Annotated in this window: 23 protein-coding genes; 17 read left to right on the top strand and 6 right to left on the bottom strand. The window is 68.7% G+C overall.

Annotated features, from left to right (window positions below; genetic code table 11):
- Window positions 1–35: 35 nt before the first annotated feature.
- Window positions 36–1,145: a DUF362 domain-containing protein gene (locus DSX2_RS03460; protein ID WP_020879651.1), complete on the top strand. Its 1,110-nt coding sequence runs from the start codon at window positions 36–38 to the stop codon at window positions 1,143–1,145.
- Here DSX2_RS03460 and DSX2_RS03455 read toward each other — a convergent pair.
- Window positions 1,142–5,170 carry a class I adenylate cyclase gene (locus DSX2_RS03455; protein ID WP_020879650.1) on the bottom strand — a complete coding sequence of 1,343 codons (4,029 nt, stop codon included), beginning with the start codon at window positions 5,168–5,170 and terminating at the stop codon, window positions 1,142–1,144. The genes DSX2_RS03460 and DSX2_RS03455 overlap by 4 nt on opposite strands.
- Window positions 5,171–5,474: 304 nt before the next feature.
- On the opposite strand from DSX2_RS03455, the gene DSX2_RS03450 reads away from it, so the two are divergent.
- The 5 genes from DSX2_RS03450 (at window position 5,475) to DSX2_RS17405 (ending at window position 11,594) form a co-directional block, all read left to right on the top strand.
- Window positions 5,475–6,221, top strand: a complete 747-nt coding sequence (locus tag DSX2_RS03450) for a Mut7-C RNAse domain-containing protein (RefSeq protein WP_020879649.1) — start codon at window positions 5,475–5,477, stop codon at window positions 6,219–6,221.
- A 95-nt stretch (window positions 6,222–6,316) separates the two neighbouring features.
- Window positions 6,317–7,663 (top strand): ATP-dependent 6-phosphofructokinase, encoded by a 1,347-nt coding sequence (locus tag DSX2_RS03445; RefSeq protein ID WP_020879648.1) that lies wholly within the window; start codon window positions 6,317–6,319, stop codon window positions 7,661–7,663.
- Between the two features lie 173 nt (window positions 7,664–7,836).
- Complete coding sequence (locus DSX2_RS03440) at window positions 7,837–8,253, top strand: hypothetical protein (protein WP_020879647.1); 417 nt, start codon at window positions 7,837–7,839, stop codon at window positions 8,251–8,253.
- Between the two features lie 504 nt (window positions 8,254–8,757).
- Entirely contained in the window at window positions 8,758–10,398 is a 1,641-nt protein-coding gene (locus DSX2_RS03435) for an NAD+ synthase (RefSeq protein ID WP_020879646.1), read from the top strand.
- Between the two features lie 38 nt (window positions 10,399–10,436).
- Window positions 10,437–11,594, top strand: a complete 1,158-nt coding sequence (locus tag DSX2_RS17405) for a helix-turn-helix domain-containing protein (RefSeq protein WP_020879645.1) — start codon at window positions 10,437–10,439, stop codon at window positions 11,592–11,594.
- A gap of 84 nt (window positions 11,595–11,678) precedes the next feature.
- On the opposite strand, the gene DSX2_RS03425 is transcribed toward DSX2_RS17405, so the two are convergent.
- The 3 genes from DSX2_RS03425 to topA all read right to left on the bottom strand — a co-directional run bounded on the left by DSX2_RS03425 (window position 11,679) and on the right by topA (window position 14,943).
- A complete protein-coding gene (locus DSX2_RS03425; protein WP_020879644.1) occupies window positions 11,679–12,077 on the bottom strand; it encodes a response regulator in 399 nt (132 codons plus the stop codon).
- An 85-nt stretch (window positions 12,078–12,162) separates the two neighbouring features.
- Entirely contained in the window at window positions 12,163–12,537 is a 375-nt protein-coding gene (locus DSX2_RS03420; protein WP_020879643.1) for a response regulator, read from the bottom strand.
- Window positions 12,538–12,627: 90 nt separating this feature from the next.
- Window positions 12,628–14,943 (bottom strand): type I DNA topoisomerase, encoded by a 2,316-nt coding sequence (gene topA / locus DSX2_RS03415; RefSeq protein ID WP_020879642.1) that lies wholly within the window; start codon window positions 14,941–14,943, stop codon window positions 12,628–12,630.
- A gap of 230 nt (window positions 14,944–15,173) precedes the next feature.
- Here topA and era point away from each other — a divergent pair, with 230 nt between their 5' ends.
- From era to fliQ, 10 genes are all read left to right on the top strand, one after another.
- A complete protein-coding gene (gene era, locus DSX2_RS03410; RefSeq protein WP_020879641.1) occupies window positions 15,174–16,088 on the top strand; it encodes a GTPase Era in 915 nt (304 codons plus the stop codon).
- Between the two features lie 44 nt (window positions 16,089–16,132).
- Window positions 16,133–16,846 (top strand): YggS family pyridoxal phosphate-dependent enzyme, encoded by a 714-nt coding sequence (locus tag DSX2_RS03405; RefSeq protein ID WP_020879640.1) that lies wholly within the window; start codon window positions 16,133–16,135, stop codon window positions 16,844–16,846.
- A 128-nt stretch (window positions 16,847–16,974) separates the two neighbouring features.
- A complete protein-coding gene (locus tag DSX2_RS03400) occupies window positions 16,975–17,736 on the top strand; it encodes a motility protein A (RefSeq protein WP_020879639.1) in 762 nt (253 codons plus the stop codon).
- A 24-nt stretch (window positions 17,737–17,760) separates the two neighbouring features.
- Window positions 17,761–18,702 (top strand): flagellar motor protein MotB, encoded by a 942-nt coding sequence (locus DSX2_RS03395; protein WP_020879638.1) that lies wholly within the window; start codon window positions 17,761–17,763, stop codon window positions 18,700–18,702.
- Complete coding sequence (locus tag DSX2_RS03390; protein ID WP_020879637.1) at window positions 18,703–19,434, top strand: flagellar motor protein MotB; 732 nt, start codon at window positions 18,703–18,705, stop codon at window positions 19,432–19,434. It begins immediately after the preceding gene.
- A gap of 13 nt (window positions 19,435–19,447) precedes the next feature.
- Window positions 19,448–19,960 carry a flagellar basal body-associated protein FliL gene (fliL, locus tag DSX2_RS03385; RefSeq protein ID WP_020879636.1) on the top strand — a complete coding sequence of 171 codons (513 nt, stop codon included), beginning with the start codon at window positions 19,448–19,450 and terminating at the stop codon, window positions 19,958–19,960.
- A gap of 58 nt (window positions 19,961–20,018) precedes the next feature.
- Complete coding sequence (fliN, locus tag DSX2_RS03380) at window positions 20,019–20,540, top strand: flagellar motor switch protein FliN (RefSeq protein ID WP_020879635.1); 522 nt, start codon at window positions 20,019–20,021, stop codon at window positions 20,538–20,540.
- On the top strand, window positions 20,533–20,913 hold the full coding sequence (fliO, locus tag DSX2_RS03375) for a flagellar biosynthetic protein FliO (RefSeq protein WP_052014671.1): 381 nt from the start codon (window positions 20,533–20,535) through the stop codon (window positions 20,911–20,913). The genes fliN and fliO overlap by 8 nt, the downstream gene beginning before the upstream one ends.
- Window positions 20,834–21,643: a flagellar type III secretion system pore protein FliP gene (gene fliP, locus DSX2_RS03370; protein WP_236615070.1), complete on the top strand. Its 810-nt coding sequence runs from the start codon at window positions 20,834–20,836 to the stop codon at window positions 21,641–21,643. The genes fliO and fliP overlap by 80 nt, the downstream gene beginning before the upstream one ends.
- A gap of 20 nt (window positions 21,644–21,663) precedes the next feature.
- Window positions 21,664–21,933 (top strand): flagellar biosynthesis protein FliQ, encoded by a 270-nt coding sequence (fliQ, locus tag DSX2_RS03365; protein WP_020879632.1) that lies wholly within the window; start codon window positions 21,664–21,666, stop codon window positions 21,931–21,933.
- On the opposite strand, the gene rlmB is transcribed toward fliQ, so the two are convergent.
- On the bottom strand, window positions 21,921–22,721 hold the full coding sequence (gene rlmB / locus DSX2_RS03360; protein ID WP_020879631.1) for a 23S rRNA (guanosine(2251)-2'-O)-methyltransferase RlmB: 801 nt from the start codon (window positions 22,719–22,721) through the stop codon (window positions 21,921–21,923). The genes fliQ and rlmB overlap by 13 nt on opposite strands.
- Before the next feature lie 296 nt (window positions 22,722–23,017).
- Here rlmB and DSX2_RS03355 point away from each other — a divergent pair, with 296 nt between their 5' ends.
- The gene (locus DSX2_RS03355) at window positions 23,018–24,610 is read left to right on the top strand and encodes a LysM peptidoglycan-binding domain-containing protein (protein ID WP_236615069.1); all 1,593 of its coding nucleotides are present in this window, start codon (window positions 23,018–23,020) and stop codon (window positions 24,608–24,610) included.
- A 474-nt stretch (window positions 24,611–25,084) separates the two neighbouring features.
- Here the strand turns inward: DSX2_RS03355 and aroE are convergent, their stop codons facing one another.
- Window positions 25,085–25,954, bottom strand: a complete 870-nt coding sequence (aroE, locus tag DSX2_RS03350) for a shikimate dehydrogenase (RefSeq protein ID WP_020879629.1) — start codon at window positions 25,952–25,954, stop codon at window positions 25,085–25,087.
- Between the last annotated feature and the right edge of the window lie 425 nt (window positions 25,955–26,379).

Raw genomic sequence — 26,379 nt, 5'->3', positions numbered from 1 at the left:
GGCCCGGATCGCGGGCCGCGAACGAGGAGGACGACATGGCGGCCACGGTCCACTTCTGGAATCTCCGTTCCACGCACAATGCCCCCTACCACGCGCGCATCACCCGCCTGCTGAAGAAGGCGGGCGCAGGGGAGACGGTCCGCGCGGGCGACCTCACGGCCGTGAAGCTGCACTTCGGCGAGGCGGGCGTCACGAGCCAGCTGCAGCCGCTGCAGATAAAGCCCGTGGTCGCTTTCCTCAAGGGGCTCGGCGCCAAGCCCTTCCTCACCGACACCTCCACCCTCTACGTGGGGCAGCGCGGCGAGGCCGTGTCCCACTGCATGGTCGCCTCGGCCCACGGCTACGACGCGGCCGTGCTCGGCGCGCCCGTGATCATGGCCGACGGCCTGCGCAGCACCCACGAGCGCGCCGTGGCCGTGGCCGGCAACCACTTCACGGAGGCCTTCCTGGCCGCGGACATCGTGGAGGCGGACTCCATGGTCGTGCTCTCCCACTTCAAGGGGCACGTGGCCGCGGGCTACGGCGGGGCGCTCAAGAACCTGGCCATGGGCTGCGCCACGCGCAAGGGCAAGATGCAGCAGCACTGCGGCATGGGCCCCAGGCTGGACCCCGAGAAGTGCAAGGCCTGCGGCCAGTGCATCGAGGTCTGCGCACCGGGCGCCCTGCGCCTGGACGAGAAGGAGCGCATCGCCGTGGAGCGCGAGCTGTGCGTCGGCTGCGGCGCCTGCTTCCACGCCTGCAGCACCGGCGCCCTGGAGGTGGACTGGGGCATGGAGCACGGCCGCTTCATCGAGCGGATGATGGAGTACGCCCTGGCCGTGACCTCGAACCTGAAGCGCCCGGCGGTCTACCTGAACTTCGTCCTCTCCGTGACCCCGGAGTGCGACTGCATGGGCTTCTCGGACGCGGCGATCTGCCCGGACCTGGGCGTGCTGGCCTCCACCGACCCCGTGGCCCTGGACCAGGCCTGCCTGGACCTCGTGGACGCCGCGCCGCCGCTCTTCCCGAGCAAGCTGCCGAAGGGGACCAAGGCCGGGGAGAGCAAGTTCCTGGCGCTGAACCCCAAGATGCCCGCGGCCTTCGGCCTGGACTACGCGGAAAGGCTCGGCATCGGCACGCGCGAGTACGTGCTGAAGACGGCCTAGCGCCGGGTCCGCCTGCGCGGCCCCGCGCTGCGCGGGATGACCTCTTCGGGGAGCTGCGGGCGGGTGATGCGGATGCCCGGGCAGGCGGCGCGCTCGGGCACGAAGGAGCCCATGACCGGCATCTCGGAGCAGTCCTGCTCCACGTGCGCGGCCAGGAACTCGTGCGGGTCGAGGATGATGGACTCGTCCGCGACGGGCACGGTCCGGCAGAACATCTCGCCCCAGTTCGTGGAATAGACCAGCGAGGCCTGGCGGATGGCCGGGGTCTCGCGCGGCAGGGTCAGGTTGAGCACGAAGAAGGCCCTGACCACGCGCTCGGGCGAGAGGCTCTCCTCGATGTCCGTCTCGAAGGTCACCTGGCGCGGGAAGAAGTCCCCGAGCGCCAGCAGAAGCTCCTCCACGTCCTGGGCGATGACCGGGGAGAGGTTGTAGTCCACCTTCAGCGGCAGGTCGTGGAAGTAGATCTCGTTGGCCTCGATCCAGGCCACGAGCCAGCAGAGGTCCGGGGCGCGCTTGAGCTCCAGGAGGTCCAGGCGCCTCGTGCGGTGGTTCATCTGCCCGGCCAGGACCTGGTACTGCGGCCTGCCCCTACCCGCCTTCACGGCCCCGAAGCTCAGGCGGTCGAGCATGCCGCGCTCCATGTGCACGAAGCTCAGGCGGTCGATCTTGTGCTTCCTGGGCGCGAAGACCGAGAAGATCCTGCGGCCGAGCTTGGTCAGGTCGCGCGGGTCTATGGCGACCTTCTGCGCTGCCCTGGGCGCGGCTTTCGGGGCGGCCTTCCGGCCCGGGGCGTCGCGCCCGGCGTCCGCGGCTTCCCCGCCGCGGACGAGGTCGCTGACGCGCAGGTAGGTGCCGAGCACGAACTGGTTGACCCTGGCCCCCACCTCGATGATGCGCGGCAGGCTCCATTCCTCGGCCAGGCAGACGTCCTTGAAGCAGATGGCCTCGTCGCCGATGCGCATGGAGAAGAGCATGCGCATGCTCTTCTCCTCGGGCCTCCTGGGCAGCCCCGTGCCCGCCGCCTCGCGGCCGATCCTGGCCTTGAGGAAGAAGCTCATCTTGATCAGCTCCACGGCCTCCCTGTCGCCCTGGGCGGCGTAGAACTCGGCCACCTCCAGGAAGAGGAGCACGTAGGGGTCCACGGCGCGCAGGTCCGTGCATCCGGCCAGGATGTTGGCCTTCACGCGGTCGCACAGGAGCACGCCGTGCCTGGCCTGGGCCACGTACTTCTCGAGCAGGCCGAACTTCATGATCGACTTGAACGGGCTCTTCAGCGCCTTGACGATCTGCCACAGCGAGGCGCCGAAGAACTCCGCGGCCGGGATGGAGGGCACGTGGCCGAGGTCGATGAAGCGCTCGCGCGCCTCGTCCCGCACCAGCCGTTCCATGGCCGCGTCGTAGGCCGCCTGGCCAGCTCCCGGCTCGGCCAGCCACCAGATGGGCTTCTTGCCCGCCACGTGCACGGCGCTGCGGTAGAATTCCTCCTTCAGCATCAGGGCCTGGGCCGTGCCCGAGGACTCGCCGCCGGACGAGCCGAAGTTGTTCTCGCGCACGCTCTTCTCGTCCATGAGGAAGAAGTAGACCTCGAGCCCGAACTCCTCCTCGGCCCAGTCGCGGATGATCTCGCACTTCTGGCGCAGCCCCTCCACGTCCTGCTCGGCCAGCTCCTCGAGCTTGCAGCACAGCCAGTAGTCCACGTCCGAGTCCTCGGACTGCGCGATCGTGCCCAGGCTGCCGATGGTGTAGATGGCCTCGATGGGCACGGCCCCGGGCTGCGGCGCCTTGAGCGCGGCCGAGGGGAAGCGGCGCCGCGCGGCCTCCAGGGCGGAGTAGGTGGGCTGGTAGGCCGCCACGCGGCAGGGCGGGGCCACGGGATAGAGCCCGGTCTCGCGGTCGAAGAAGTCGCCGTGCAGGAGCAGGGGGACCATGGCGAAGAACTCCGCCCCCCTCGCGCCCAGCTTCTCCATGCCCCAGCTCAGGCGGCGGTCGTTGTTGGCGATGAAGGGACGGCAGGTGCGCCTGCGCTCGGTCTCGCGCAGCCATTCCACGACCGTCTGCCCGGCCAGCTCCACGGCCTCCCTGGAAAGGGACGGCAGGCGCTGCGACTCCAGGGCCCCGGAAACGGCGCGAAGCCGCGTGAGCAGGGTGCGGTCCGCCAGCGCGCCCACCACGGGGTCGTCGCTGTCCACCCCGTCCACGGTGCAGCCCTTGAAGGTGCAGGCGTCGAAGGAGACGTTCCTGAGCGTCAGGGCCGCGAAGCGCGCCCCGTGGATGGCGCAGTCCGCGAATTCCACGCCCTCGGCGCGCAGCCTGTCCCAGTCCGAGCCCGAGAGGTCGAGCCCCCTGAAGCGGCAGGTGCGGATCGAGAGCAGGGAGAGGCTCGTCTGCATGAGCAGGCCCCAGTCGAAGGAGACCGCCTCCATGCTGCCTTCCGCGAAGGACGCGCGGCGCAGCAGGCACATGGCCAGCACGCAGTCGCCGAAGTCGCAGCCGAAAAAGCGCGTCTCGCGGAAGGTGCAGTTCTCGAAGCGGCAGCGCACGAAGCGCGCCTCCCGGAACACGGCGCGGTCGAAGACGCAGCCAGTGAAGGAGCAGTCCGTGAAGCGGGCGGAGGAGAGCCGCGATCCGGCGAAGTCGGCCTGGGTGAAGCGCACGGCCGAGAAGACGGGCGCCTCCATGCGGCGGCCCCTGGCCGCGAAGCGCAGCGACTCCTCGTCCTGCATCCGCAGGTCCTTCTCCACCGGCACGTCGGGCTCCCTTCCGCCTTCTTCGTCCCCGTCCGGGGGCCCGTCCAGCGTCCCGCGCGGCACCAGCACGGCCACGTGCTCCAGGAGCTTCGCCGCGGCCTCCCGGGCCTCTCCGGCCCGGGCCGCGAGGCAGCGCTCCATGTTCACCGGATCCACGCGGCCGAGCAGCAGGAAGCAGAGCAGGAGCACGGCGGGCCGCTCGCGCTCCGGGACCGCGTCCAGGAAGGCCCGCTGCTCGCGCGGGGGGAGCAGCGGCAGGCGGGCGATGAGCGCCTTGCGCATGGCCGCGCCCCGGGTGGCCGCGTAGAGCCCGGCCAGGATGCGTCCGATGCCGTGCATGCCGACCGTGGCCAGGGTCTCAAGGACCGGCAGGACGATCTCCCTGTCCGCGCTCCTCAGGCTCTGCGCCAGCCCGTGCGTCAGCCCCCTGACGGGCTGCGGCGCAAGTCCCATGACTGCCTCGAGCAGGGGCGCGGCCTGGTCGGCGTCCTCGGCCTGGGCCGCGAGCCGCGCGAGTCTCTCGGCCAGTTCCTGGCTGCCGAGCCCAAAAAGGCAGGGGACGAGGTCGAGCAGCTCGCCTGACAGGGTGCGCTGCGAGGCCAGGTGCAGGGCATGGCTGCCGAAGGGACCGGCAAGCAGGGCCTCGCGCAGGGGAAAGGCGGGCCCGGGCACGACCCCGCCGAAACGGCCCAAGAGCCGCGCGCCTTCCTCCACGGAGGCTTCCCTGAGCGCGCCGAGCGCGCTCAGGGCGAAATCACGAAAGGCCGCGTCGTTCCGCCTGGGGGAGAGGAGCAGGCGGTTGAAGAGCAGGTGGCGGGGCGTCTGCGGCATCTCGGCCAGGACGGCGGCCGCGTCTCCGGCGGGCACCACGCCCTGCTCGACCAGGGTCACGGCCAGGATGCGGCCGAAGGCGCCCAGGCGCGGGAGCAGATCGAAGGCGAGGAGGCCCAGACCGCCGGGCTCGGCATTGCCCGGGGCCGCGCCCGAGGAGGCCTCGGCCGGGGCAGGGGAGAAGAGGCGGGCCAGGGTGAAGAGCGTCAGGGCCGCCTCGGAGCGCAACGCGTCGAGGACCGCGTCCTCAGGCTCGCCCGCGCAGGCGGCGAAGAGCGCTGCGCGCAGCTCCCTCTCGGTGCTCCCGGCCACGGTCGGAGCGGGCTCGTCGATGATGAAACATTCCGCCAGGCGGCGGATCTCCGGCCACAGCCGCGGTGGCGGAGGGGAGGCCAGAAAGGCGCGCAGCCCGTTGGCTGCATCGTGCAGGCGGCTTGCTTCGAGCATGGTCTTCGTCTGCCGGCCTCTCCGGCTGCCTCCCTGCGCGGCCCGAACCCGTCCCGCTCGGGCATCGACCGATATCCGCCCGTATCCTGCCGATATCCTGCCGCTGCCGCCGGGCCGAAACGGGCCTTGCCGCGCTGCTGCGAAACCCACCCTCGAGGGCAATGGTGTCACAATTGCGCCTCCGTGAAAAGGCCCCAGCCCCGCGCGAGCGGCGGACGGCGCAGCTTTCCGGCTGGTCATTGCGCATGGATTGACACCGGGGCGCGGCCCGGGCATCACTCCGACAAGACCAGGAAAAGCCGCCATGCATGCCCTGCTCAGATTCCACGGCGACCTGCCGGACCTGCTGCGCCGTCCGCACGAGCGCGGCGAGGTGCGCTATCCCGCGGACCGCGCAGCCTCGCTCAAGGACGTCGTCGAGGCCTGCGGCATCCCGCACACCGAGGTCGATTCCCTGGCCGAGGACGGCCGGGCCGCGGATTTCGCCACGCCCCTGCGCGCCGGGACCGCGGTGGACGTGCGCCCGCCCGTGCCGCCGCTCGACCCCACGGCGCCCCATCCCCTGCGCGAGCCCCTGCCGTCCCTGCGCTTCCTGGCCGACGCCAACGTGGGCAGGCTCGCCACCTGGCTGCGGCTCCTCGGCCTGGACACGGCCTACGACAACGTCTCCGAGGACGCGGAGGTGGCCGAGCGGGCGGCGCGCGAGGGCCGCGTGCTGCTGACCCGCGACCGCCGCCTCCTGCGGCGCAGGATCGTGGCCCACGGCCGCCTGCTGCGCACAGGCGACCCCGCGCGGCAGCTGGGCGAGGTCCTGACCCTCTATGGCCTGAGAGGCCCCTTTGCGCCCTTCTCGCGCTGCCTGCGCTGCAATACGCCGCTTCGTCCCGTGGCCAAGGCCGAGGTCCTGCCCCGCCTGCTGCCCAAGACCAGGCGCTACTACGAGGAGTTTCATATCTGCCCGTCCTGCGACAGGATCTACTGGGCGGGATCGCACCACGACGGCATGCTGCGGATGCTGCGCGAGCTCGGCGTGCCGCTTCCCGGCGCCTGAGCCCTTCCCCGACCCTTGCCATCGGGGCCGCGCCGGGTCACAATGCGCGGCAGAATCGGGATCGCGGGCGCACCACGGACAAGGAGCACAGGACCATGGCCAGACGCGGCAAAAAGACCCTCTTCTCGACTACCATCCCCGTTCTGGGGGAGCTCGCCCACGTGAGCCCGCTCAGCTACTGCCGCTTCGTTTCGGACGAGGCGCGCATGCGCATCGAGCTGACCGAGGAGGAGGTCACCGGACTCAAGGCGGGCGAGCTGCTGGCCCTGGACTTCGAGATCGCCGGGCCGCGCCAGGAGCTCTACTTCAACCCGTCGAAGACCAAGTGCGCCGTCGTCACCTGCGGCGGCCTGTGCCCGGGCATCAACGACGTCATCCGCTCCATCGTCATGGAGGCCTACCACACCTACGACGTGGCCGCGTGCCTCGGCATCCGCTTCGGGCTGCAGGGCTTCATGGCGAGCTACGGCCACGACGTGGCCGAGCTCGACCCGGACAACGTCGCCAACATCCACGAGTTCGGCGGCACCATCCTCGGCTCGTCGCGCGGCCCCCAGCCCGCCGAGGACATCGTGGACGCGCTCGAGCGCATGAACGTCGGCATCCTCTTCGTCATCGGCGGAGACGGGACCATGAAGGCCGCGCGGGCCATACAGGCCGAGGTCCACAAGCGCGACCTGCGCATCTCGGTCATCGGCATCCCCAAGACCATCGACAACGACATCAACTTCATATCCCGCTCCTTCGGCTTCGACACGGCCGTGGAGCAGGCCACCAAGGCCATCCGCTCGGCCCACATAGAGGCCGAGGGCGCCTTCAACGGCATCGGCATGGTCAAGCTCATGGGCCGCCATTCCGGCTTCATCGCCGCCCAGAGCGCCCTGGCCCTCAAGGAGGTTAACTTCGTCCTGATCCCGGAGTATCCCTTCGAGCTGACCGGGGAGAACGGCCTGCTCGCCGCCCTGGAGGACAGGCTGCGCAAGCGCCGCCACGCCGTCATCGTGGTCGCCGAGGGGGCCGGGCAGCACCTGCTCGACGTGCGCAAGGAGCGCGACGCCTCGGGCAACATCCGGCTCGGCGACATCTCCAGCCTGCTGCGCCAGGAGATCGCCGACTACCTGAGCGCGCGCGGCATCTCCCACACCCTCAAGTTCATCGACCCGAGCTACATCATCCGCTCGGTCCCGGCCAACTCCAACGACCGCGTCTACTGCGGGTTCCTGGGCCAGAACGCCGTGCACGCGGCCATGGCGGGCAAGACCGGCATGGTCGTGGCCCGCGTCCAGGACCGCTACGTGCACCTGCCCTTCGACCTCGTGACCTCGGCCCGCAAGAAGCTCAACATCCATTCCGACTTCTGGCGCGCCGTGCTCGAGTCCACCGGCCAGCAGCACCTGGGCCCGGACCCGGACGCCTGCGTGCCCGACTTCCTGCACGAATAGCCGGATTTCCGCCCGTTCCAGGCCTTCGCGGCACGCCTTGCCAAGAGGCTCGGCCGCGGCTATACGTGGAATCGCACCGCCATGACGGCGGCGCCTTCCATGGACGGAAGACACGCGGCGTCCCGGACAGGGCGCCCACGCAGGCCTCGGGCACAGCGGCCCCGGGAAAGACCATGCGCGTCGGCTCGTCCATCGACTCCTACCTCCAGCAGCAGAACGCCTTTTCGGCGGACGCCTTGTCGCGCGCCGCGGGCCGGACCACGGCCCGCGTGACCACGCGCGACATCGGTTTCTCCCTGGGCTCCTTCGGGCTGCGCTACACGAGCGAGGACGTCAGCTTCGACACCCCGGAGAACTCCGGGACCGACACCTCCCTCAAGGCCGCGCAGCAGGCCGGCGCCTTCCGCGACGAGCTCGACGTGGCCCAGCAGCTCGCCCAGCTCGGCGCCCAGGCCCCCGACCGGACCGCGACCGGCCAGAACGCCGCTGCTTCCGCCCTGGCCTACCCGCAGGCCCTCTCGGCCTACTCCCGCACCGCCCAGCTCGCCGAATACGAGCCCCTGCCCGGCCGCCTCCTCGCCGTGGCCTAGGCCGCGCAGCGCGCCAGGGAGGGCGCTGTGCGCCCCTCCCTGGACCCTCCCCGCACGAGGCTCAGCCTCGACCGCTTCCGCACACGATACGTCCGTCGATCAGCCAGACGCCGTCTGTGCGTGAAAAGCAGTCAAAACAGAGAGCTATCTGTTTTTGGAACGAAGAGAACACATCCCGCACACGCTGAGAACACATTGCGAACAGGGTTTGGAACACGGTTAGGAACAAAGTTTTGCACAGGCCGTGATTGTGTGCCGTTTCCGGAATAAGGATCGGCTCATTGTCCAGGTCGCTCAAAAAGCGTCGGATGCAAGGCGCAAGAAAAGCCCGAGCCCGAAGCGTATTTCATATACGCGAGGGTTCGGGCTTTTCGCGGCAACGCGGCAGACGGCGTTTTTTCAGCGGCCTGGAAGAGGGAGAAGGGACCTTTTCCAAAAGGTCCCTTCTCCCTCTTCCCCGCTCTCTCAATTGCGCGACGGCCCTGGATCGCGTATCTGGCTGCTATGCGAATCGCGATGGTGCAGTGCAATCCTGTGGTGGGGGACCTGGCGGGCAATGCCGCCCGCGTGGAGGCCGGGGTGCGGCGTGCCGCCTCTCTTGGCGCCGATCTGTGCCTGAGCACGGAGATGGTCCTGACGGGCTATCCGCCGCGGGACCTGCTGCTGCTCGACGATTTCGTGCGCGAGGCGGGCGAGACGGCCGCCGATCTGGCCGCGCGGCTCGCGGACTGCCCGCCGGTGCTTCTGGGCAGCGTGGCGCCGACCGGATCGGGCCGCGGCAAGCCGCTGCACAACGCGGCCCTGCTGCTGCGCGGCGGCCGCGTGGAGCGGGCCTACTGCAAGACCCTGCTGCCGACCTACGACGTGTTCGACGAGGCGCGGTATTTCGAGCCTTTCTGCGGGGACCGCATCCTCGAGGTGGCCGGGCATCGCCTGGCCGTGACCATCTGCGAGGACATCTGGAACGACGCGGGCTTCTGGGAGCACCCCCTGTACGAGCGCGATCCTCTGCAAGAGCTGCGCGGGCAGGGCGTGGAGGCGATCCTGAACCTCTCGGCCTCGCCGTTCACGCAGGGCAAGATCCGCGTGCGCGAGCAGATGCTGGCCTCCATCGCCAAGAGCCACGGGGTGCCGATCCTCTACGCCAACCAGGCGGGCGGCAACGACGACCTGCTGTTCGACGGCCGCTCCTGCGCGGCCGCGCCGGACGGAAAGATTTTCGCGCGCGCCAAGGCCTTTGCCGAGGACGTGCTCATCGTGGAGCTCGACGGCTGTGAGAGCGAGCTGCACGAGCCCGACCTCTCGCCGCTCGAGGAGGTCTACCGCGGCCTGGTCACGGGCCTTGCGGACTACACGCACAAGACCTGCTTCGAGAAGGTGCTGCTCGGGCTCTCGGGCGGCATCGACTCGGCCCTGACCGCGGTGCTGGCCGCGCACGCCCTGGGCCGGGAGAACGTGCTCGGCGTGTGCATGCCCTCCCCGTGGTCCAGCAAGGGCAGCGTGGCCGACTCCCTGGAGCTGGCCAAGCGCCTCGGCATCGCCACCGTGACCCTGCCCATCGAGGGCGTCATGCGGGCCTTCGACGAGACGCTGGCCCCGGTCTTCGCCGGGCGCGAGCCGGACGTGACCGAGGAGAACCTGCAGGCCAGGATCAGGGGCAACCTGCTCATGGCCCTGTCCAACAAGTTCCGTTCCCTGCTCCTGACCACGGGCAACAAGTCCGAGCTTTCCGTGGGCTACTGCACCATCTACGGCGACATGTCCGGCGGCCTCGCGGTCATCTCGGACGTGCCCAAGACCATGGTCTACGCGCTTTCGCGCTGGATCAACGAGCGCTTCGACGCGCCCATTCCCGAGGCCATCCTGACCAAGGCGCCCTCGGCCGAGCTCAGGCCGGACCAGACCGACCAGGACAGCCTGCCGCCCTACGACGTGCTGGACGCCATCCTCAGGCTGCATGTCGAGGAGGGGCGCGGCGCGGCCGAGATCGCGGCCAGGGGCTTCGACGCGGACGTGGTGGCCCAGGTGATGCGCCTGGTGCAGCGGGCCGAGTTCAAGCGGCGCCAGGCGCCTCCGGGGCTCAAGGTCACGCAGCGCGCCTTCGGCACGGGCTGGCGCATGCCGCTCGCCTGCAGGATGGGGTAGGGAGCGCTTCGCAGGCGGTCGCGAGGGAGTCGGGAGGCATGGCCGAGACGCTCTACACCATCGCCGAGCTCGCCGAGCTGGCCGGAATCTCCGAGAACACGGCCCGCCGCTACATCCGCCTCTTCGAGGAATTCTTCGCCGGACGCCAGCACGGCCGGGCCATGCGCTACGCGGCCGAGGCCGTGCCGCTCCTCTCCTCCATCTCCTCGTCCTACCGCGAGGGCCTTTCCACCGCCGAGATCTTCGCCCAGCTGCACGGCCGCGTGGCCGAGCGGCTGGAATCGCCCGCGCCCGAAATTCCGTACGAAGCCCCGCAGGAAGCCGGGGCCGAAGCCGGACCGCACGAGGGGGCCGAGGCCGGAGCGGAAAAAAGACCGGAAAAAAGACCGGGAGAAGGGCCGGAAGAAGGGCCGGGAGAAGGGAGGGAGGCCGCCCCGGCATCGCCCGGCCCGGCGTCCGGACCTGCGCCCGAACCCGAGCCCGAAGCGGCAGCCGAGGCCCTGGCGCGGCTCGAGGAAGGCATGGCGCGGCTGGAGGAGCGGCTGGGGCCGCTGCGCGAGTTCGGCCTGGTGCGCAACACCGTGGCCATCCTGTGGCGCGAGTATAAGCGCCACAGGGCCGCGCCGGACGCGCTCGAGCGCCTGGAGGGCGAGGTGCGGGCCCTGCGCGGGGAGGCCACGGAGCTTGCCCGCTCGCTGGCCGAGGCGAGGCGCGAGGCGGCCGAGGCGCAGGCCGGGTGCAGGCGGCTGGCGGACGAGTCGGCGCGTCTTGCCGCGGCCCAGACGCGCCTGGCCGGGCGCGTGGAGGAGGTCTTGGAGAGCGCCGGGCCGGAAGAGGAGTTCCTGCGCCTGCCGCTGGTCTTCCGCTCGGAGAGGGGGGAGTTCCTGGGGGTCTCCGCCCAGGGGCAGCGGCATTTCAGCCTGGCGGACTTCGTGCGGCTGCTGCGCCGCGGCGGGCGCACCTCGCGCAGCGTGGCCATGCGCTGGGCACGTTGCGGCGACGGGCGCTGGCAGCTCGGGATCGTGGAGCAGCCGGGCCAGCGCACCGAGCGGCGCCACCGGATCCGCGTCGGCCGCACGCGCACGCCCAAGGGCAACATGGTGGCCCTCATCGAGACCCTGGCCTACGACGGCCAGGACGTGCCCGTCTTCTTCCTCTACGAACTCTTCAAACGCTTCGGCAGGGATTTCGCCTGAACTCGGCCTGAGGGCGGGGGGCTTCCTCGGGGCTCGGCCGGGCGCATGCCCGCGGCCGGTCGGGGGAGGACGGTCCGGAAGGGGTCAGTTGCGTCCGGGATCGGCGTCCGGGGCCGCTGCCCCGGCGATGCCCGTCGCGCGGCGGATGGCCTCCAGGAGGGTGGGCGGGTCCACGGGCTTTATCAGGTAGGCCGCGGGGTTGGTCAGCGCGGCGCGGCCGCGCGTGTCCTGGTCGGAATAGGCGGTCACGTAGACCACGGGGATGTCCGCGGCCTGCTTGATGCGCGAGCAGGCCTCGATGCCGTCGATGCCGCCCTCGAGGTTGATGTCCATGAGCAGCAGGTCGGGCGCGGGCTCCATGGCCGCCAGCCTCACGGCGTCCTCGCCGGTGTGGGCCACCCGCACGTCTATCCCCGAGGCCCCGAGGACCTTCTTGTAATACAGGGCTATGAGTTTTTCGTCTTCTACGAGCAATACGCGCATATCGTCTCCGGAAAAAAATACCGATCCCGGACCATACCTGTCCGGTGCACCAATACAGCGGGAACGTCAAGGCGGAGCGGGGCGGTCAGGCGGGGGCGGTCAGCCTGCGGCGGACCGTCTCGACGAGGACGTCGGGGTCGATGGGTTTTGTCAGCAGGCCATCGTGCCCGGAGGCGTCGGCGCGGCGCAGCGTCACCGGATCGGTGCTGGCGGTCACGTAGATGATCGGGATCGCGTAGCGGTCGCGGATGACGGCGGCGGTCTCGATGCCGTCCATCTCTCCGCCGAGGAGGATGTCCATGAGCAGGAGGTCCGGCAGCTCGCCGGGGCCGTTCTCGGCAAGCCGGGCCACGGCCGCCTCGCCGGAGTGGGCCACCGTCACCCGGCAGCCGCTGGCGGCGAGGGCGTGGCTGAACTGCAGGGCGATGATCCGCTCGTCTTCGACCAGCATGACGTTCATTCTGCGCGCCTTCCTCTCTTTGACCGTGCTGGATAACACCCGGACAGAGGCGCGCGTCAACAGAAAAAATTCTCGCGAAGCTGTCTTTTGTCAGCTTTCCTGACCCTCGTCCTCGCCCGAGCCGGTGTTCTCGGTGTAGCGGCACTTGGCGTTGGGGCAGGCCAGGTGCTCGCCCCTGGCGCGCGTGGACTTGCGGACCATGATCGGGGAGCCGCACTGCGGGCAGGGCTTGACCACGGGCCAGTCCCACACGGCGTAGTCGCACTTGGGGTACTGGTCGCAGGAATAGAAGACCTTGCCGCGCTTGGAGCTCTTTTCCACCAGTTCGCCGGTGCAGCCCTCGCGCGGGCACTTCACGCCGGTGCCGAAGGGCCGGGCGTTGGAGCAGGCGGGGTAGCCGGAGCAGGCGATGAAGCGCGAGCCGGTGCGGGACTTCTTGACCACCATGTCCTTGCCGCACTCGGGGCACTTGCCCACCACCTGGGGCGTCTCCTCGACGCGCTGCGTGATGGTGATCTCACCCTGGGCGTTGCGCGTGAAGTCCTTGACGTTGCGGCACTCGGGGTAGCCGGAGCAGCCCAGGAACTCGCCGTTCTTGCCGAAGCGGATGACCATGGGCTTGCCGCAGAGCTCGCAGGTGATGCCGGTCTCCTTGCCGCTGCCCTTGATGCCCGCCATCTCGGTCTGGGCCTTGTCCAGGGTGGGGTAGAAGTCGCCGGTGAAGTCCTTGAGCAAGGCCACCCAGTCCTGCTTGCCCTCGGCCACGTCGTCCAGCATCTCCTCCATGCGCGCGGTGAAGCCCACGTCCATGAGCGATGCGAAGTGGGCCGCGAGCATGTCCGAGACCGTGGCCCCGAGCTCGCTGGGCGCGAAGCGCCGCTCTTCCAGGCGCACGTAGTCGCGGTCGAGCAGGGTGGAGATGATGGCGGCGTAGGTGGAGGGACGGCCGATGCCCTTCTCCTCCAGCTCCTTGACCAGCGTGGCCTCGGTGTAGCGCGGCGGCGGCTGGGTGAACTTCTGCTCCTTGTGCAGCTTGCGCACGTCAAGGACCATGCCCTGCTCGAGCTTGGGCAGGCGGCCGGACGCGGCGTCCTCCTCCTCCTCGTCGCGGCCCCAGACCTTGAGGAAGCCGGGGAAGAGCAGACGCTCGCCCTTGGCGCGCCACAGGGTGCCCGCGGCCTCGACGGCGGCCTGGGTGTCCCAGAAGCGGGCAGGGGCCATCTGCGAGGCCACGAAGCGCTGCCAGACGAGCTTGTAGAGCTTGAAGAGGTCCGCGGGCAGGTGGGAGGCGAGCTCCTCGGGCGTGACGTTCACGTCGACCGGGCGGATGGCTTCGTGCGCGTCCTGTGCGCCCGCCTTGGTGCGGAAGACGCGGGGCTTCTCCGGGTAGAACTCGGGCCCCAGGCGCTGGACGATGAAATTCTTGGCCGCCTCGCGCGCCTCGTCCGCGATGCGCACGGAGTCGGTACGCATGTAGGTGATGAGCGCGACGGTGCCCTTGTCGCCCAGGTCCACGCCCTCGTAGAGCTTCTGGGCCGCGCCCATGGTCTTCTTGGCCGTGTAGCCCAGGCGGCGGTTGGCCTCCTGCTGCAGCGTGGAGGTGATGAAGGGCGGCGCGGGGTCGCGCTTGCGCTCCTTCTCCGTGACCTCGGCCACGGTGAAGGGGGCGCCGGTGACGCGGGCCTCGAGCGCGGCCGCGGCCTCGGCCGAGCCGATCTCCGCGTTCTTGCCGTCGACCTTCCACAGGTCCGCGTTGAAGGGCGGGGGCGCGTCCGTCGCCAGCTCGACCCTGAAGGGCCAGTATTCCACGGGCACGAAGGCCTGGCGCTCGCGCTCGCGGTCCACGACCAGGCGCAGGGCCACGGACTGCACGCGGCCCGCGGAGATGCCGCGCTTGACCTTGCGCCAGAGCAGGGGGGAAAGCTTGTAGCCCACGAGCCGGTCCAGGATGCGCCTGGCCTGCTGGGACTCGAAGAGGTGCTCGTCGAGGTCGCGCGGGTGCTCCAGCGCCTCGCGCACGGCCCGGGCGGTGATCTCGTTGAACTGGATGCGCGTGATGGGCTTTTCCTCGGCCGCGGCCTTGCCCTTCTTGGGCTTGGCGCCCGCCTCGCGCAGCAGGTGCGCCACGTGCCAGGCGATGGCCTCTCCCTCGCGGTCCGGGTCGGGCGCGAGAAAGATGCGCTCGGCCTTCTCGGCGGCCTCGCGCAGCTTGGAGACGACCTTCTGCTTGCCGGGGATGACCTGGTACTTGGGCTCGAAGTCGTGTTCCTCGTCCACGCCCAGGTCCTTGGAGGGCAGGTCCCGCACGTGGCCGACCGAGGCCTCCACGGCATAATCCTTGCCCAGGAATTTCTTGATGGTGCGGACCTTGGCGGGCGACTCGACGATGATGAGGTTTTTTCCCATGACGAGCGCAGCTATAGACACGCTTGTCGCACATGGCAAGGGGTGGGGCCGCGCCCGGCCGCCCGGGAAGGGCCCCGGACCGGATGTCCGGCCGAGGGATGACGCCGGAGCGGATGCCGTGTATGCCTGCGGCGGGCGGGAACCGACGGCCGGAAGACCGGCGCCGGAATCACGCGCTTTTTCCCCAAGCTTTTTTCACAAGGAGGAGGGGCCCGGCCCCGGCCACGACCATGACCCCCACAACGCACACCTTCGGAACCGTCGCCCTCATGGGCCCGCCCAACGCGGGAAAGAGCACGCTGCTCAACCGCATTCTCGGCGAGAAGCTGGCCATCGTCACGCCCAAGCCGCAGACCACGCGCAACCGCATAAGCGGCATCTGGACCACCGAGGACGCCCAGGTCGTCTTCCTGGACACGCCGGGCGTGCACCGGCTGCGCGGGCGCATGAACAAGTTCCTGCTGCAGGCCGCCTGGGACGCCCTGGCCCAGGCCGACGCCGTTGCCGCAGTCCTGGACGCCGCGCTCTACGCCAAGAAGCCGGGCGTGTACGACAAGGACGTGGCCCCCCTGGCCGACGCCCTGCGCGGCGCGGGCCGCCCGCTGCTGGTCCTGGCCAACAAGATCGACCAGGTGGCGGACAAGCGCGAGCTTTTGCGCGTGCTGGCGGCCATCGCCGAGACCTGGCCCGAGGCCGAGATCATTCCCGTGAGCGCGGCCACGGGCGACGGCGTGGACGTCTTCCTCAAGCGTCTGGTCGAGCTTTTGCCCGAGGGCGACGCCCTCTTTCCCGACGACCAGCTGTCCACGGTGCCGCTGCGCTTCATGGTCTCGGAGATCGTGCGCGAGAAGGTCTTCATGGAGCTCGAGCAGGAGCTGCCCTACCAGACCGCGGTGGAGATCGAGAGCTGGGAGGAGGAGGGGGCGCTTCTGCGCGTGGGCGCCCTCATCTGGACGGCGCGCGAGAACCACAAGGGCATCATCATCGGCCGTCGCGGCGAGCGGCTGAAGCGCGTCGGACAGGCCGCGCGCCTGGAGATCGAGGAGCTGACCGGCATGAAGGTCCACCTGCAGCTCTGGGTCAAGGTGCGCGAGGGCTGGACCGAGGACCCGGGATTTTTGCGCGGCCTCGGCTTCGGGGAATAGGCGCGCGGGACCGCAAGGACACGGAGGGGGCGAAGGAGGTCGGCATGAGCGGGCATGTGGATGCCGAGGCGCTGGTCGCGCGGTGGCGCGAGGTCAGGGAGGCCGTCAAACAGGCGGCGCTTTCCGCCGGCAGGCGGCCGGAGGAGGTGCGTCTGGTGGCCGTGTCCAAGACCCACCCGGCCGAGGCCGTGCGCATCCTGGCGGCTGCCGGTCAGCACGACTTCGGCGAGAGCTACGTGCAGGAAGCATTGGCGAAAAAGGAAGAATTACGCCATATTGGCGGCCTGAGGTGGCATTTCATCGGAGGCCTGCAGACGAACAAGGCCAAGTTCGTGGCCGGGGCCTTCGGCCTCGTGCACTCGGTGGATTCCCTGAAGTTGGCCCAGGCCTTGCATAAACGGGCTGCGGCGGAAGGAACGGTGCAGGACGTGCTCGTGCAGGTCAACCTGGCGGGCGAGACGCAGAAGCGCGGGGCCGCCTCCGAGGCCGCCCTGGCCTTGGTGCAGGGCGTGCTGGAGCTTCCCGCGCTGGCGCCCAAGGGTCTCATGATCCTGCCGCCCTGGGACGAGGACCCGGAGCGCTCCCGACCCTACTTCAGGGGGCTTCGGGAGCTGCGCGACGAGCTGCAGGAGCGGCTCTCGGTGGCTTTGCCCGAGCTCTCCATGGGCATGACGAACGATTTCGTCCAGGCCGTGGAGGAAGGCGCCACCCTGGTGCGCGTGGGGACGCGGATTTTCGGCGAGCGGCCGCCCAGGTAGCCGCTTTCGGCCCAACTCACCGGCCCGCATCCGGGCCAATGGACCGGCCGCGGCCGCGCGGCGAATGATCCCGGGGAGGGACCCCCGGGTGGGACCCCGGCAGGGGACCGGAGAGGAGTTCGGTTGCTATGGATCTGGCGACCATCATCGGCATCTTGCTCTCGTTCGGCCTGGTCGTCTCCGGCATCATGGTCGGCTCGTCGCTGTTCATCTTCATCGACGTGCCCTCCATGCTCATCGTCTTCGGCGGCACCATCGGCGCCACCCTCGTGAACTACCCCCTGAACCAGGTCCTGGGGGTCATCGCCATATTCAAGAAGACCGTCTTCTCGCAGGCCGAGAACCCGGCCGAGATCATCGGGCGCTTCATGGACTACGCCAACCGCGCCCGGCGCGAGGGCATCCTCTCCCTCGAGCCCCTGCTCAAGGAGATCGACGACGACTACCTGCGCAAGGGACTGCAGCTGACCGTGGACGGGCTCGAGCCCGCGACCATCGAGGAGATCCTGGACACCGAGGTCTCGTTCCTCGAGCAGCGCCACGAGACCGGCGCCGAGATCGTCTCGGCCATGGGCGCCTACGCCCCGGCGCTGGGCATGATCGGCACGGTCATCGGCCTCGTGCAGATGCTGCAGTCCATGGCCGACCCGAGCTCCATCGGCCCGGCCATGGCCGTGGCCCTGATCACGACCTTCTACGGCGCGCTCCTGGCCAACCTGCTCTTCCTGCCCATGGCCGGAAAGCTGAGGAACAGGAGCAGGCACGAGGTGCTCATCCGCGAGCTGGTCAAGGAGGGCATCCTCTCCATCTCCAAGGGCGAAAACCCGCGCATCATCGAGGAGAAGCTGAACAGCTTCCTGCCTCCCAAGCTGCGCCAGAGCGCGCACTAGCGCGGCCTTGGAAGGCGGCGGGCCATGGCCAGGAGGAAGAGAGCGGGCAAGGCGGGCGGCGACGAGCTGCCCGGCTGGTTCCTGACCTTCTCGGACATGATGACCCTGCTCCTGACCTTCTTCGTGCTCCTGAACGCCATGGCGGTGATCGACGAGCGCCGCAAGCTCGTGGCCATCGGCTCGATCATCGGCACCTTCGGCGAGGGCTCCAAGAGCGTGGACGTGCTGACCCGCAAGGACACCAAGCAGACCGTGGAGTCCGGCCCCATGGAGGGCGTGGGCGACCTCGAGCCGCTCAAGCAGCACGTCTGGGACGACATCGAGAAGGACGTGAGCTTTGCCGAGAGCCGCTACGTGCAGGTCTTCTCCATCAGCGCGGACGTGCTCTTCGAGCCCGGCGGCACCACGCTGGCCCCGCGCGGGGAGAAGCTGCTCGAGGACCTCCTGCCGGTGCTCGACAAGGTGCGCCACCCCGTGCTCCTGGCGGGCAACACCTCGAGCCTGCGCGACGAGATGGGCGAGGCCTACAGGCCGTCCGTCGCGCACCTGCCCGTGGACCCCTCCTGGCGCATCTCGCTCGGCCGCGCCCTGGCCGTGTACCGCTTCCTGCTGGGCAAGGGCGTGCCCTCGCAGAACCTGCGCGTGGAGGGCTTCGGCCGCTTCCACCCGCGCTTCGACGCGGCCACGCCCGAGGGACGGCGCATGAACCGCCGCGTGGACCTCGTCCTGGACAAGCGCTCCCCGCTCGGCGACGACCTGGCCGAGGCGGCCGCGCCGGGCAAGGGCGCGGCGCCCGGGCAGTCGGACTCCTACGAGTACGGCGGCTTCGTCTTCGAGCTCGGCTCGCCGCGCACCGGGCAACAGGCCGGGAACGGGGCCGGGAATCGGGCAGGCGCGGACGGCAAGGCGGCCTCCGGCGACGGCAGGGTCGGGCCCTCGCGGGGCAAGGGACCCGGGAGGCGGTAGATGGCCAGACGCGAGCGCGCCAAATCGAGCGGACCGGGCATGGGCTGGGTGATCACCTTCGGCGACATGATCACGCTGCTTTTGACTTTTTTTGTCCTCTTGCTCAGTATGTCGTCGATGGATCACAGTTTTCTCACGCGGATCAGCGTCTTCAACAAGGACATGGGACACCTGACCTCGCGTGGCGCGGGGCGCATTCCGACCCGCGTGTGGCATGTGGTGGAGCTCATGGAGCGTCCCCAGGACGCGCGCATCGACAAGAAGCGCATCCAGGACCTGCTCTTTCCCGACGAGGTGCTGCCCGCGGGCATCGACAAGAAGACCCTGGAGCAGAACCTGGACATTCTCGAGCGGTCCGACGGCGTCGTCCTGGTCCTCTCCGACAGGCTGCTCTTCGACACGGGCAGCGCGGAGCTTTCCGACGCGGCCAAGGCGCTGCTCGGACAGGTGGCCATGGTCGTCGAGGCCTGCGGCGCCCCGGTGAACGTGGCGGGCTTCACGGACGACGTGGGCGGGGAATCGGACGCGAACTACCGGCTTTCCGAGGAGCGCGCCCTGGCCGTGCTGACGGAGCTCCTGGCCGCGCGCCCCCTGGCGCCGGAACGCTTCTCGGTCTCGGCCTACGGGCCGCAGAGGCCGCTTTTCGACAACGACACGGACGAGGGCCGCGCCGGGAACCGGCGGGTGGAGATACTCATCAAGACGCAGCAGCCCCTGGGCAGCTATTCCTGAACCGGAGACCGAGATGGCAGAAGAAAAAGAACAGGAAGCCCCGAAAAAGAAGAAGAAGGGCCTGATCAAGTGGATCATCCTGGCCGTGCTCATCCTGGGCCTGGCCGGCGGCGGCTACTTCGCCTACACGAAGTTCTTCGCCAAGCCCAAGGCCGACCACGGCACCGAGGCCCCGGCCAAGGAAGCCGAGCACGGGGCCGAGAAGGCGGGCGAGGCCAAGGGTTACAAGGACCTCGTGACCCTGCCGACCTTCGTGGTCAACCTGGCCGACCCGCTCGGCCGCCGCTACCTGAAGCTCTCCGTGGACGTCGAGGTGACCGACGAGAAGACCGCGCAGGAGCTGAAGGCCATGCAGCCGCAGGTGCAGGACGCGGTCATCCTGCTCCTGTCGAGCAAGACCTTCCAGGACCTGCAGACCATCGAGAGCAAGATCCTGCTCAAGAAGCAGATCGTGGACAGGCTGAACCAGGTCCTGGGCGGACCGAAGGTCCTGCGCGTCTTTTTCACCGACATGGTGGTGCAGTAGAGGGTTTCGACGCCCAATCGGCCCGCTGTGTGCATGGGCCTTAAAAAGAGGTGTGGATATGGTTCCCGACGACATCGATCAAGACAAGCTCGCCGAGGAGTGGGCTTCCGCCCTGGCCGGCGAGGAGTCCGAGGACGCCGCGGGCGCGCCGGGCGGCGGCGAGGAAGGCATGGCCGACGAATGGGCCGCGGCCCTCGCCGACCAGGAAGAGCAGGGCCTGCGCAAGGAGAAGGAGCAGGACTACCTCTCCTCCAAGAGCCGCAAGGCCGAGTTCAAGGATTTGACGCAGGACGCCAAGATGCCGCGCCAGGACGCCACCAAGCGCGACCTGGACTTCATCCTGGACATCCCGCTCGAGGTCTCGGCCGAGCTCGGCCGCACCAAGCTGCTGATCAACGAGCTCTTGCAGCTCGGCCAGGGCTCGGTGGTGGAGCTCAACAAGCTCGCGGGCGAGCCGCTCGAGATCTACGTCAACGGCAAGCTCGTGGCCCGCGGCGAGGCCGTGGTCATCAACGAGAAATTCGGCGTGCGGCTGACGGACATCATCAGCCCCATCGAACGGGTGAAGCAGCTTGGATAGCACGGCAGTCGCCCCCGCCCTCGCCGCGCCGGGACCCGGCTTCGGCGACTTCATGACCGTGGCGGCCTCGCTGCTGCTCCTGCTCGGCGTGCTCTACGCGGGCTTCTGGCTGCTCAAGCGCTTCGGGCCGCGCACCGCGCTGCTCGGCGGCGGCCGCGGCCCGCTCAAGATGGAAGGGCATCTGGCGCTCGGCCCGCGCCGCAGCGTCGTGGTGGTCCGCTTCTTGAATAAGAGGCTGGTGCTTGGGGTCACAGACCACAGCATCAATCTCTTGCACGAGGCGGACGACGACCATGACCGCGACCATGACCGCGACGGAACGCAGTCTTTCGAGAAAACCCTGGAGAACGCCCGGGATACTGGCCGCAGCTAGCCTGGCGGCCCTCGCGCTGGTGGCGCTTTGCGCGGCCCCGGCCTTCGCTCAGAACATTCCTTCCCTGACCCTCAATCTGGCGGCGGGCCAGAACGAGCCGCAGCGGGTCTCGGTCCTTCTCGAGATCCTCTTCCTGCTGACGGTCCTCTCGCTCGCGCCCGCCATCTTGTTGACGGTCACCTCCTTCACCCGGATCATCATCGTCTTCCACTTCCTGCGCCAGGCCATGGGCACGCCGCAGATGCCGCCCACGCAGATCCTGGCGAGCCTCGCCATGTTCATCACCTTCGTGATCATGCTGCCCGTGGGCAGGCAGATCAACACCGAGGCCATCCAGCCCTACATGGACCAGCAGATAGGCTTCAACGAGGCCCTGGACCGGGCCCAGGTGCCGCTGCGCGAGTTCCTGTTCAAGCACACGCGCGAGAAGGACCTGTCCATCTTCTACTCCGTGGCCAAGATGGAGCGCCCGAAGACCAAGGACGACGTCCCGACCATGATGCTCATCGCGGGCTTCATGATCTCCGAGCTGAAGACCGGCTTCACCATCGGCTTCATGATCTACATCCCCTTCCTGATCCTGGACATGGTCGTCTCGAGCATCCTCCTGGCCATGGGCATGATGATGCTGCCGCCGGTCATGATCTCGCTGCCCTTCAAGATCCTGCTCTTCGTCATGGTCGACGGCTGGAACCTGATCGTCGGCTCGCTCGTCAACGGATTTCATTGAGATTTCGAGGAGAAACGGACATGACCCCCGAATTCGTCATCGGCTTCGCCAAGCAGGCCATCGAGCTGACCCTGCTCATCTCCCTTCCCATGCTGGGCATCGGCCTGGCCGTGGGCGTGGTCGTCAGCGTCCTGCAGGCCGCGACCCAGATCCAGGAGACCACGCTCAGCTTCGTGCCCAAGATCATCTCGATCTTCCTGGCCCTGCTCCTGGCCTTCCCCTGGATCATGGACAAGATGACCGGCTACACCCGCGACCTGTTCATGAACCTGCCGAACTACATCCGCTGAGCCTTTTCGGCCTTGCGGCGCGCGGCCTCGAACACGGCGCGCGCGAAGTGCGAGGCGATGACCGTGCCCGCCTGGGCCACGTTCAGCGAGTCGAAGCCGCCGGGCATGGGAATCTCCAGGGCCGCGGCGCAGCGCTTGGAAAGCCCCTGGCGCACCCCTTTCTCCTCGTTGCCGAGAACAAGCGCGGCTGGCAGGTGCAGGCGGGCCTCGAAGAGGCTCTCCGAGCCCGGCCCGGCCGCGGCGCAGTAGATGGGCAGCCCTTCGTCGGCAAGGCGGTCCAGGGCCTGGGCGAGGTTCGTGACGCGGGCCACGGGCAGGCGCGAGAGCGCCCCTGCCGAGGCCTTGAAGGCCCCGGCCCCGAGCCTCGCCGCGCCGTGCTTGGGAAGCACGAGCCCGGCCGCGCCGAAGGCCAGCAGGCTGCGCGCCAGGGCGCCGACGTTGTGCGGGTCCTGGACCTGGTCGAGGACCACGAGAAGCGGCAGGGGGGCGTCCATGAGCCCCGCCAGCAGATCGTCGAGCTCCCTGAAGGCCATGGGCGCGACCATGGCGGCCACTCCCTGGTGCGGGCCGGAGTAGAGCCGGTCGAGCTCGCTCTTCTCGCACAGGCGGAAGCGCACGTGGGCCGCGCGGCAGGCGTCCAGGATGCGGTCCGTCGTCTCCCCCTTGAGCCCGCGTTGCACGAGCACGGCTTCCACGCGCTCGGGGTGTGCGGAAAGGGCCTCGGACACGGGGTGTCGACCGACTACGAGCCCTTCGCTCTTCGGGTCTGTTTTCTTGTTCTCGGACATCGTCCCATCCTTTCTGGTTGCGGCCGGGCGACGTATTGCGGCCGTGTGCTTGCCATGAATACGAAATTAGGCTAGCACCTTGCAACCTGGTCATGCAGCGGCCATCTTCTCCTCCTCCACTCTCCGGACTACGCTGCTGCCCGCACATCACAGTAACGCTGGACGCGACAAACACGAAACACGACCGCATGCAGTTTCATACAGACCAGACCTCAACACCCTCGGGTGCGCATAAGCCTTTCAAGTTCCTGCTTCTTTTTTCTTTCATCCTCATCCTTTCCGCGTGTTCCGCAGGCATGCACAAGCCTGCGGCGACCATGCCGAGCGCCCAGAAGGCCGCCAAGCAGAAGGTCGCCGCGACGCAGAACGGGGATGCCGACGTCAGTGACGGCGACGAGGCGGAAGCGGAGCAGGACGCGCTGACGCAGCAGCAGCAGAGCGTGCTGCAGAACGATTCCGACACCCTCAAGTTCGACCTCGACCAGCGCGAGACCGCTGATTTCGTCAACTACTTCAAGTTCTTCACGGCCGTCGACGAGAACGGCAACCCCAAGCGCGGCCGCAGGGCCTTCGAGCACTGGCTCGACAACGCACGCCCCTATCTGCCCTATGTGCGGCAGGTGCTGCGCGACAAGGGGCTGCCCGAGGACCTCGTCGTCCTGCCCTTCGCCGAATCCGGCTACAACCCGACCGTCACCTCCAGCGCGGGCGCATGCGGCATGTGGCAGTTCATGCCCTACACCGCGCGCAAGTATGGCCTGGAGGTCGACTGGTGGATCGACGAGCGCCGCGATCCGTACAAGGCCACCGGGGCCGCCGTGACCTACCTCTCGAACCTCTACGAGATGTTCGGCGACTGGTATCTGGCGCTGGCCGCCTACAACGCGGGCGAGGGCAAGATCTCCCGCGTCATCCAGAAGAGCGGCACCAACGACTATTTCGAAATCTGCAAGACCAGCGAGTACCTGAAGGCCGAGACCCGCCGCTACGTCCCCAAGTTCCTGGCCCTGTGCAAGATCGTCAGGCACTTGAAGGAGCTCGGCTTCGAGCCCATCGACTGGGATCAGGGGGCCGAGGTCACCGAGCTCAAGGTCAAGGGCGGCACCGACCTGATGGCCCTGGCCCGCAGCTGCAACATGTCCTGGTCCAAGTTCGCGGACATGAACCCCGCCTTCAGGCGCACCGTGAGCCCGCCGGAGCACGAGGCCTCGATCTGGATTCCGACCGAGCAGGTGGCCTACGCCAAGGCCTACCTCGCGAAGCCAGAGGCCAGGCCCTTCGCGGGCTACGTGCGCTACCACGTGCGCTCGGGCGACTCCTGGTGGGCCATCTCGCACCGTTTCGAGGTGCCCATCAGCGTGCTGCGCAAGCTGAACAACGAGCTGGCCTCCACGCTGCATCCTGGGCAGGAAGTCATGGTCCCGGGCCAGAACAGGGCCGAGGCCGTGGCCTCGGCGGACGACCCGCAGCCGCGCGGCCGCCATGCCTCCGCTTCCAAGGCCGAGAGCGCGAGCGCAAAAACGCGCAGCATTGCTGCCAAGCGCGCGAATTACAAGGTCAAGAACGGCGATACCATCTGGGACATCGCCACCCGGTACGAGGTCAGCGTGGACACGCTGCTGGCCGCCAACGGCATGAAGAACGGCCGCCACCTGCGTGTCGGGCAGAAGCTCTACATCCCCTCGGTCGGAGAGGCCGAGACGCGCGAGCAGGTCGCCAAGGCCAAGGGCGCGTATCGGGAGACGACCTACCACGTGCAGCAGGGTGATACCGTCTGGGCCATCGCCCGCAAGTACAACGTCAATCCCACCAGCATCCTGAGCCGGAACAACCTGGACCACGACGACGTGCTCCAGCCCGGCCAGTCGCTCCGCATCCGACTCGAGTAACCTCCCCGCTTCCCAGGATACGTGCATCTGAAGGATTGGCTGATCCAATCTGTAAATAACTGTTTTTATTGATGTTTACATTTTGTAAACAAATACATCAATAAATAGCTTTGTTGAGCGACGCCGGACGACGCTGCTTCTGCAGCTGTTCGGCGCCCTTCATGTCGCGGAATGCTTTGGGTTTGAATCGCTTCTTTTATGACCCTTCTCGTCGTCGCAAACGGCATGGAGATACGTCCGAAACGGGCGTGTTCCGTCTTCGGCAAAAGTGGCTTGGCACGCACGAAATAAACGGCGAAACAGGGCAGGACGAAGGCTTTCCGGAGAGCGGATATTTTCCACCCAGGGCGGGAGGGCAGGGCGGATTTTCGAGGTCGGCAGTCCGGCCTGAAGGTCGGACTGCCCCGGGGCGCTGGCTGAAATCCAGGCAGGACAGGTGAAATGCGGCCCGATCCGGTGAGCGCGGAAGCCTGCTCAGGACGCGCCGTGGGGTGCGGACAGGGCCTCGGCGAGCAGCGAGCGGCCGAGCGCCATGTCCATCTCGCAGCCGGTCCAAAGCCTGAACTGCTCGGCGGCCTGTTCCAGGAACATGGTCAGGCCGTCCACCGCCCGGCAACCCGCCTCCTCGGCCTCGCGCACGAAGCGCGTGCGCACCGGGTTGTAGACCAGGTCGTAGGCGATCATGCCCGGCCGGAAGGCCTCGGCGGGCCAGGGGCTCTGGTCGACTCGTTCGCCGGACATGCCGAGCGCCGTGGCGTTGACCACGAGCGTCGGCCCCACGTCTCCGCGCTCCTCCCAGGCCACGACCTCGCAGCTCATCTCCCGGGCCAGGGCGCGCCCCCGCTCGGGCGAGCGGTTGGCCAGGATGATCCTCCCTGCGCCGAGCTCGCGCAGACCCGCCACCGCGGCCCGGGCCACGCCGCCCGCGCCGAGCACCAGGGCGGGGGAGAGCTCCGCCGCGGCGCCGGGCAGGCCGCGCAGCGGCGCGCAGAAGCCGGTCACGTCGGTGTTCTCGCCCACGAGACGACCGTCGCGCCAGTACAGCGTGTTCACCGCGCCGATGGCCCGGGCGCGCTCCGTGACCTCGTCGCACAGGGCCATGACCTCCTCCTTGTGGGGGATGGTCACGCTCAGGCCGTGCACGGGCAGGGCGCGCACCCCGGCCACCACGGCGGCGAGCCTGTCGGGCGGCGTGGGCCAGGCCGTGTAGGCGTAGGGGAGCCCCAGGTGCTGGAACATGGCGTTGTGCAGCAGGGGGCTCAGGGAGTGGCCGAGCGGGTGGCCGATGATGCCGCAGATCTTCTCGACGACCAGGAAGTCCTGGCCCGTGCGCGTGGCGTTCATGGGAGTCCGTGGGTTGTGGCGGTTTCTCGGATCGCGTCCTTGTAGTCCGGATGTCCGTCGCCCCGCAAGTTCGGCCCGGCCGCCTCGAGGCGGTCTTGCGCCCCCATCCGGCATCCCTTTCCACATATCAGGGTTCGGCTTCTTCCGGCCTCCTCTCGTGAGCCCGGGCTGCGTCCTGGCCACCACGTCCCGCTCGACGGGAAAACGGCAGGAATCCGGCCGAAAAAACGACCTCCGTATTCGCCCAGGAATGCGTTTTCACGAGGCTGGCCGGGTCTTTTCCTTCATGGCCGGTGCCGAGGCCACAGAGACCCGTTTGCGGCCCTCTCGCGCGGCCTCGGCTGCGCGGCGTGCGCCGTGTGCCTCTGCGCGCGGAGGGGCCTTTCCGCGGCGGCAAAATTTCGGAGCGGGAGCCTTCCGAAGCG

It is taken from the genome of Desulfovibrio sp. X2, from assembly GCF_000422205.1.
Lineage (GTDB): Bacteria > Desulfobacterota > Desulfovibrionia > Desulfovibrionales > Desulfovibrionaceae > Alkalidesulfovibrio.
This window is presented reverse-complemented; position numbering and strand designations above follow the sequence as displayed.

What these genes read in the sequence shown, in the direction of transcription:
- DSX2_RS03460 (WP_020879651.1), top strand. Translation starts at nt 36, where the DNA reads ATGGCGGCCACGGTCCACTTCTGGAATCTCCGTTCCACGCACAATGCC.
- DSX2_RS03455 (WP_020879650.1), bottom strand. Translation starts at nt 5,170, where the DNA reads ATGCTCGAAGCAAGCCGCCTGCACGATGCAGCCAACGGGCTGCGCGCC.
- DSX2_RS03450 (WP_020879649.1), top strand. Translation starts at nt 5,475, where the DNA reads ATGCATGCCCTGCTCAGATTCCACGGCGACCTGCCGGACCTGCTGCGC.
- DSX2_RS03445 (WP_020879648.1), top strand. Translation starts at nt 6,317, where the DNA reads ATGGCCAGACGCGGCAAAAAGACCCTCTTCTCGACTACCATCCCCGTT.
- DSX2_RS03440 (WP_020879647.1), top strand. Translation starts at nt 7,837, where the DNA reads ATGCGCGTCGGCTCGTCCATCGACTCCTACCTCCAGCAGCAGAACGCC.
- DSX2_RS03435 (WP_020879646.1), top strand. Translation starts at nt 8,758, where the DNA reads ATGCGAATCGCGATGGTGCAGTGCAATCCTGTGGTGGGGGACCTGGCG.
- DSX2_RS17405 (WP_020879645.1), top strand. Translation starts at nt 10,437, where the DNA reads ATGGCCGAGACGCTCTACACCATCGCCGAGCTCGCCGAGCTGGCCGGA.
- DSX2_RS03425 (WP_020879644.1), bottom strand. Translation starts at nt 12,077, where the DNA reads ATGCGCGTATTGCTCGTAGAAGACGAAAAACTCATAGCCCTGTATTAC.
- DSX2_RS03420 (WP_020879643.1), bottom strand. Translation starts at nt 12,537, where the DNA reads ATGAACGTCATGCTGGTCGAAGACGAGCGGATCATCGCCCTGCAGTTC.
- topA (WP_020879642.1), bottom strand. Translation starts at nt 14,943, where the DNA reads ATGGGAAAAAACCTCATCATCGTCGAGTCGCCCGCCAAGGTCCGCACC.
- era (WP_020879641.1), top strand. Translation starts at nt 15,174, where the DNA reads ATGACCCCCACAACGCACACCTTCGGAACCGTCGCCCTCATGGGCCCG.
- DSX2_RS03405 (WP_020879640.1), top strand. Translation starts at nt 16,133, where the DNA reads ATGAGCGGGCATGTGGATGCCGAGGCGCTGGTCGCGCGGTGGCGCGAG.
- DSX2_RS03400 (WP_020879639.1), top strand. Translation starts at nt 16,975, where the DNA reads ATGGATCTGGCGACCATCATCGGCATCTTGCTCTCGTTCGGCCTGGTC.
- DSX2_RS03395 (WP_020879638.1), top strand. Translation starts at nt 17,761, where the DNA reads ATGGCCAGGAGGAAGAGAGCGGGCAAGGCGGGCGGCGACGAGCTGCCC.
- DSX2_RS03390 (WP_020879637.1), top strand. Translation starts at nt 18,703, where the DNA reads ATGGCCAGACGCGAGCGCGCCAAATCGAGCGGACCGGGCATGGGCTGG.
- fliL (WP_020879636.1), top strand. Translation starts at nt 19,448, where the DNA reads ATGGCAGAAGAAAAAGAACAGGAAGCCCCGAAAAAGAAGAAGAAGGGC.
- fliN (WP_020879635.1), top strand. Translation starts at nt 20,019, where the DNA reads ATGGTTCCCGACGACATCGATCAAGACAAGCTCGCCGAGGAGTGGGCT.
- fliP (WP_236615070.1), top strand. Translation starts at nt 20,834, where the DNA reads ATGACCGCGACCATGACCGCGACGGAACGCAGTCTTTCGAGAAAACCC.
- fliQ (WP_020879632.1), top strand. Translation starts at nt 21,664, where the DNA reads ATGACCCCCGAATTCGTCATCGGCTTCGCCAAGCAGGCCATCGAGCTG.
- rlmB (WP_020879631.1), bottom strand. Translation starts at nt 22,721, where the DNA reads ATGTCCGAGAACAAGAAAACAGACCCGAAGAGCGAAGGGCTCGTAGTC.
- DSX2_RS03355 (WP_236615069.1), top strand. Translation starts at nt 23,018, where the DNA reads ATGCACAAGCCTGCGGCGACCATGCCGAGCGCCCAGAAGGCCGCCAAG.
- aroE (WP_020879629.1), bottom strand. Translation starts at nt 25,954, where the DNA reads ATGAACGCCACGCGCACGGGCCAGGACTTCCTGGTCGTCGAGAAGATC.